At 63.7% G+C, this 6089-nt stretch carries 4 protein-coding genes; 2 read left to right on the plus strand and 2 right to left on the minus strand.

Translation table 11 applies throughout. The features are described from left to right. Window positions 1–197 precede the first annotated feature (197 nt). Window positions 198–1103, minus strand: coding sequence for an RluA family pseudouridine synthase (locus tag WMO66_RS04940; RefSeq protein WP_349135276.1), 906 nt, complete (start codon window positions 1101–1103; stop codon window positions 198–200). An 11-nt stretch (window positions 1104–1114) separates the two neighbouring features. Then, complete coding sequence (gene yfcE, locus WMO66_RS04945; RefSeq protein WP_349135277.1) at window positions 1115–1657, minus strand: phosphodiesterase; 543 nt, start codon at window positions 1655–1657, stop codon at window positions 1115–1117. Window positions 1658–2313: 656 nt separating this feature from the next. Here yfcE and WMO66_RS04950 point away from each other — a divergent pair. Beyond that, complete coding sequence (locus WMO66_RS04950) at window positions 2314–4137, plus strand: ABC transporter ATP-binding protein (protein WP_349135278.1); 1824 nt, start codon at window positions 2314–2316, stop codon at window positions 4135–4137. Continuing rightward, on the plus strand, window positions 4137–5963 hold the full coding sequence (locus WMO66_RS04955) for an ABC transporter ATP-binding protein (RefSeq protein ID WP_349135279.1): 1827 nt from the start codon (window positions 4137–4139) through the stop codon (window positions 5961–5963). The genes WMO66_RS04950 and WMO66_RS04955 overlap by 1 nt, the downstream gene beginning before the upstream one ends. Window positions 5964–6089 lie beyond the last annotated feature (126 nt).

The raw sequence follows: 6089 nt of genomic DNA on the forward strand, positions 1-6089 counted from the left end.
CCGATTTGTCATTGCGAGGAGGCCGCAGGCCGACGTGGCAATCTCGCAGTACAATGGTAGATAGCAGGAAGGCCTCGGCGAATTCGCAAGCTGTTGCAGGAGATTGCCACGGGCGCAAGGCGCCCTCGCAATGACAAATCTGAAAGCTTTTCTCTCTTCACATTCTGCTCTCAACCCTCCACACTCCACCGGCCTTGTCACATCATCCTCTGCAGCTTCTTCAGCGCATTCTCAAACTCCTCCGGCAGGGGGCAGGAGAGCGTCATCTCCTCGCCGGTGCGGGGGTGCAGGAACGTCAGCTCCTTCGCGTGGAGGCACTGCGAATGCAGGCCGAGCTCCGGCTTGCCGATGCCGTAGACGGGGTCGCCCGCGATGGGGTGGCGGATCCACGCCATATGCACGCGGATCTGGTGCGTGCGGCCGGTCTCGAGGCGGCAGCGCAGGTGCGTATACTGCCCGTAGCGCGCGATGACCTCCCAGTGCGTCACGGCCTCGCGGCTGTTCTTCTCCGTAACGGCCATGCGCTTGCGGTCGCGCGGGTCGCGGCCGATGGGCGCATTGACCGTGCCGCTGTCCTCGCGGAAGCCGCCGCGGACGATGCACTCATAGGTGCGGCGCAGCGTGTGGTCGCTGAGCTGGGCGGCAAGGCGCCGGTGGGCAAAATCGTTCTTCGCCACGATGAGCAGGCCGGTCGTGTCGCGGTCGATGCGGTGGACGATGCCGGGGCGGCGCTCGCCGCCCACGCCGGACAGGCTGTCGCCGCAGTGATAGAGCAGGGCGTTGACGAGCGTGCCGTCCTCGTGCCCGGCGGCCGGGTGGACGACGAGGCCCTTCGGCTTATTGATGACGAGCACGTCCCCGTCCTCATAGACAATGTCGAGCGGGATATCCTGCGCGGCGGTCTCCACGGGCCGCGCCTCCGGCAGAGTGACGGCGTAGACGGCCCCGGCCTCCGTGCGCGCATTTTTCCGCACGGGTGCGCCGCCGCAGGTCACGCCGCCCTCGGCGAGCAGGCGCTGCACGGCGCTGCGCGTCAGCTCCGGCAGGCAGCCCGCCAGAAAGACGTCCACGCGCAGGCCATCCTGCGCTGCTGTGAATTCCATAATAAGCCCCCTCAGAGCCGCAGCGTGTCGCGCACGTCGCCGGAGAGCGTCTTCCAAGTGAACACGCCGTCCTCGAGCGTCATATAGCCATGCCAGCTCCCGGCCTTCGGGATGGAGACGGAGCCGGGATTCAGGACATAGACGCCGTCGCGCAGGGTGCGGCGGGGGATGTGCGTGTGGCCGTGGAGCAGGACGTCGCCCGGATGCAGGGGCGGCAGATGGTCCTCGTTAAAATGGTGGCCGTGCGTGGCATAGATAAGATGGCCCGCCGACTCGAGCAGGCAGTAGTCCGCAAGGACGGGGAAGGGCAGCACCATCTGGTCGACCTCGGCCTCGCAGTTGCCGCGCACGCAGAAAATGTCGGCCTGCCGCTCCTGCAGCAGGGCGATGACCTCCTTCGGCGCATAGCCCTCGGGCAGGTCGTTGCGCGGGCCGTGATACAGCAGATCGCCGAGGAAGAGCATACGCGGCGCTTCCTCGCGCTTCCAGGCCTCGAGGAGCTGGCGGCAGTAGTGGGCAGAGCCGTGCAGGTCCGAGGCAATGATCCATTTCATGGTTTCTTCGTTCCTTTCCGTTGCAATTCTCCCCCGATCATACCACAAATGCGGCAAAACGGCAAGGAAAAACCTCTGGGGCAACAGCGCACAATTGCAGCTTCGGCCTTCGACGGATCTTTTTCGCCGATCTGTCGGCTCGAAAGGCCTGATGTATTGCACAGCCGTTGGCGGCTTTGCCCCCTGCAGATACACAAAGCACTCTGCACGTTTCAAGCCTTGTCTTGACAAAAAGCTCTCGCCGAACGCTCTCGAGAAATAATGCGGTGCTTCCCGAATTATTTCGGACATCAGGGTTGACAAAGTCACTGTTTTCCCCTATACTGAATATTAGATTTTACGAAAGGAGGCGCGCAGAATGTCCTATCCGTACTTTGCAGCGGGTTCTATTTTGGTTCAGGGGACCGGTCTGTCGGTTTTGCGCGCCCGGAAGCAGGGATAAAAGGCCCTGTTTTGTTCCTTGTTGTGCGCTTCTCCGGCAGGAGAGGCGTTTTTTATTTATTGCGGCAGTGCCGCATGATCGCAGCTTCGGCCTTCGTCGGACCTTTTTCGCCGAATACTCTCGCTGAATCATGCGGTCCTGCCTTTGAGAGAGAAGGCCGTTACAGTCAGCATATCAACATCCCCCGGCAATCAGAAAAAAGGAGAGATCTTCTATGGAAACGCAATCGATCCCGTGGCGGGAGAAGGTGCAGCTCATCGTGCGCTTTCTGCGCGGCAGCATCCACTATTTTGTCGTGGCCCTGCTGTGCGCCTGCCTCGGGATGGTATTCAATGCCCTCACGCCGCAGGTCATCCGCCTGACGGTGGACTCCATCCTCGGCGCGGAGCAGCCGTCGCTCCCGGCGTTTCTGCAGCCGCTTCTGCCGCTGCTGCAGGCGCAGAAGCTCCACGCGCTGTGGCTCGCGGCCGCGGCCGTGCTGCTGCTGGCCCTGCTGCGCGGCTTCTGCAACTATGGCCAGCGCACGCAGCTTTCGCGCGGGTCGGAGTCGTTCGTCAAGCGTATCCGCGACGGGCTGTATGACCACATCCAGCACCTGAGCTTTTCGTGGCACACGGCCCACTCCACGGGCGAGATCATCCAGCGCTGCACCTCGGACGTCGACGTCATCCGCACGTTCGTGTGCAACCAGCTCGTCGAGGTCGTGCGCACGGTCTTCCTCATCATTTTATATCTCGTCATCATGTTCCGGATGAACGTGCGGCTGTCGTTCGTGGCGCTGGCGTTCATCCCGATCGTCGGCCTGTCGTCCGGTGTGTTCTACCGGCGCATCTCCGGCCGCTTTCAGGCGGCGGACGAGGCCGAGGGCGACCTGACGACCTGTGCGCAGGAGAACCTGACCGGCGTGCGCGTTGTGCGTGCCTTCGGCCGCGAGCGCTTCGAAACGGACCGCTTCTGCGAAAAGAACGAGAAATTTGCCAGCCTGTGGATCCGCCTCGGCCGCCTGCTGTCGGTCTACTGGGCCTCCGGCACGCTGCTGACGTGCCTGCAGGTCATGGTCATCATCGTCTGCGGCATCGTCGAGAGCGTGCACGGCAATATGACGCTCGGCGAATTTCTCGCCTTCATCAGCTATAACGAGGCTCTGTCGTGGCCGGTGCGCTCGCTCGGCCGCGTGCTTTCGGACATGAGCAAGGCGGGCGTGTCGCTCGACCGCGTGGGCTATATCCTGCGCGCGCCGGAGGAGAAGGACGCGCCCGAGGCCGCGCCGCACAGCGCGGCGGGCGACATCGTCTTTGACCATGTGACGTTCGGCTACGGCGAGACGCCCGTGCTGCAGGACGTCTCGTTCACGATCCCGCAGGGAAGCACATTTGCCATCCTCGGCGGCACCGGCTCGGGCAAGAGCACGCTCGTGCATCTGCTCGACCGGCTGTACGACCTGCAGGAGGGCCGCATCACCATCGGCGGCGTGGACATCCGCAGCTTTACGCGCGAGAGCCTGCGCAGCCAGATCGGCCTTGTGCTGCAGGAGCCGTTCCTGTTCTCGCAGACCATCCGCGAGAACATCGCCGCCACGCGCCCCGGCGCGCCGCAGGAGGAGCTGCGCAGCGCCGCGGCCATTGCCTGCGTGGACGAGGCCATCTGCGAATTCCCGGAGGGCTATGAGACGCTCGTGGGCGAGCGCGGCGTGACGCTGTCCGGCGGGCAGAAGCAGCGCGTGGCCATTGCGCGCATGCTGATGCAGAGGGCGCCCATCATGGTGTTTGACGACTCGCTCTCGGCCGTGGACGCCGAGACGGACGCAAAGATCCGCGCCGCCCTGCACGAATCGCTCGGCAAGGCGACGGTGCTGCTCATCTCCCACCGCGTAACGACACTCATGCAGGCCGACTGCATCCTCGTGCTCGACGGCGGCCGCGTCTCGGAGCTGGGTACGCACGCCGAGCTCATCGCCAAGCCCGGCATTTACCGCGATATCTATGACATCCAGATGAGCAGCGACGACCGCCGCCTGCTCGGAAAGGAGGGAGTCTGATGCCTGCCTTTGATGAACAGGACTATACCAAATCGTTCCAATGGGGCATCTGGAAGCGCCTGATGCCCGTCATGCGGCCATACCGCCGCGATTTTGCGGGCATGTTCGCCTTCAACCTGATCACGGCCGCCATCGACGTCGTGCTGCCGCTGTTCCAGCGCTATGCCATCTCAAATTATATCGAGGCCGGGACGCTGTCGGGCCTGCTGCCCTACACACTGTGCTATTTCGGCGTCATCCTGCTGCAGGCCCTGTCCGTTGTGGCCTTTGCGCGCAACTCCATGAAGATCGAGATGTGCGCCGGGCGCGACATGCGCGCGAACCTCTTCACGCACCTGCAGACGCTGTCGTTCTCGTTCTATAACGTCACGCCGGTGGGCTATCTGCTCAGCCGCGTCATGAGCGACACCTCGCGCATTGCCTCCATGGTCGCGTGGAACCTGACGGATATCCTCTGGGCCATGTTCTATGTGCTCGGCACGTTCGCCGCGATGCTGCTGCTCAACTGGAAGCTCGCCCTTGTCGTTATCGTCATCGTGCCGGTCATCGCCGTGCTCACGGGCTATTTCCAGAACCGCATCCTGCACTGGAACCGCCGTGTCCGCAAGCTGAACTCCCGCATCACCGGCGCGTTCAACGAGGGCATCACCGGCGCAAAGACGTCGAAAACGCTCGGCATCGAGGAGCAGAACACGGCCTCGTTCCGCGCGCTGACGAAGGAGATGCACGACTGCGGCATCCGCGCTGCGCGGCTGAACGCCGTGTATATCCCCCTCGTGCTGTTCTGCTCCACGGCGGCCGTGGCCATCGTGCTGCTGCGCGGCGGCTACATGGTGCAGGAGCAGGTGCTGCAGATCGCCACGCTCTCGGCCTTCACGACCTACGCCGTCGGCATTTTCGAGCCGATCCAGATGACGGCCGCAAACATCGCGGAATTCATCTCGCTGCAGGCCTCCATTGAGCGTGTGACAGGCCTGCTGGACGAAAAGCCGCAGATCGCCGACACGCCGGAGGTCATCGCCCGCTACGGCGACGCCTTCCACCCCAAGCGCGAAAACTGGGAGCCGCTGCGCGGCGACATCGAGTTCCGCGACGTCACGTTCCGCTATCCGGACGGCGGTGAGAACGTGCTGTCGCACTTCTCGCTGAAAATCCCCGCCGGGACGACCGTTGCCATCGTCGGTGAGACCGGCGCGGGCAAGAGCACGCTCGTGAATCTCGCCTGCCGCTTTTTTGAGCCGACGTCCGGCCAGATCCTCATCGACGGCCGGGACTACCGTGAGCGCAGCCAGCTGTGGCTGCACTCGAACATCGGCTATGTGCTGCAGAATCCGCATCTGTTCTCCGGCACGATCCGCGAGAACATCCGCTATGGCCGTCTGGACGCCACGGACGCCGAGGTCGAGGCAGCGGCGCGGACCGTTTCGGCCGATCAGGTCGCGGCCAAGCTCGAAAAGGGCTGGGACAGCGACGTCGGCGAGGGCGGCGACCGCCTTTCCACGGGTGAAAAGCAGCTGATCTCCTTTGCGCGCGCCGTGCTGGCCGACCCGCGCATCTTCGTGCTCGACGAGGCGACGTCCTCCATCGACACGCAGACGGAGCAGCTCATCCAGAACGCCATCGACCACCTGCTGCGCGACCGCACGTCGTTCCTGATCGCCCACCGCCTGTCCACCATCCGCAAGGCGGACCTCATCCTCGTCGTGCGCGACGGCCGCATCGTCGAGCAGGGCAGGCACCTGGAGCTGCTGCAGAAGGGCGGCTATTACCACGACCTCTATACCCGCCAGTTTGCCGAGGAAAGCGCCGCAAGAATTTTGAAGTAAGGCAGTGAAATTGTAGGGGCCGGGCTGTCCCCTCCCGGTGCCGCACCAGTGTAATAAACAGGCTGCCGTTAAAATGGTAACGGCCCCCGACTTGTCATTGCGAGGCCCCAACGGGGCCGTGGCGAT

The sequence above is a fragment of the Faecousia intestinalis genome (genome assembly GCF_040096185.1).
Taxonomy (GTDB): domain Bacteria; phylum Bacillota; class Clostridia; order Oscillospirales; family Oscillospiraceae; genus JAZOXB01.

Coding starts and splice junctions, on each gene's coding strand:
- WMO66_RS04940 (WP_349135276.1), bottom strand. CDS start 1,103: ATGGAATTCACAGCAGCGCAGGATGGCCTGCGCGTGGACGTCTTTCTG.
- yfcE (WP_349135277.1), bottom strand. CDS start 1,657: ATGAAATGGATCATTGCCTCGGACCTGCACGGCTCTGCCCACTACTGC.
- WMO66_RS04950 (WP_349135278.1), top strand. CDS start 2,314: ATGGAAACGCAATCGATCCCGTGGCGGGAGAAGGTGCAGCTCATCGTG.
- WMO66_RS04955 (WP_349135279.1), top strand. CDS start 4,137: ATGCCTGCCTTTGATGAACAGGACTATACCAAATCGTTCCAATGGGGC.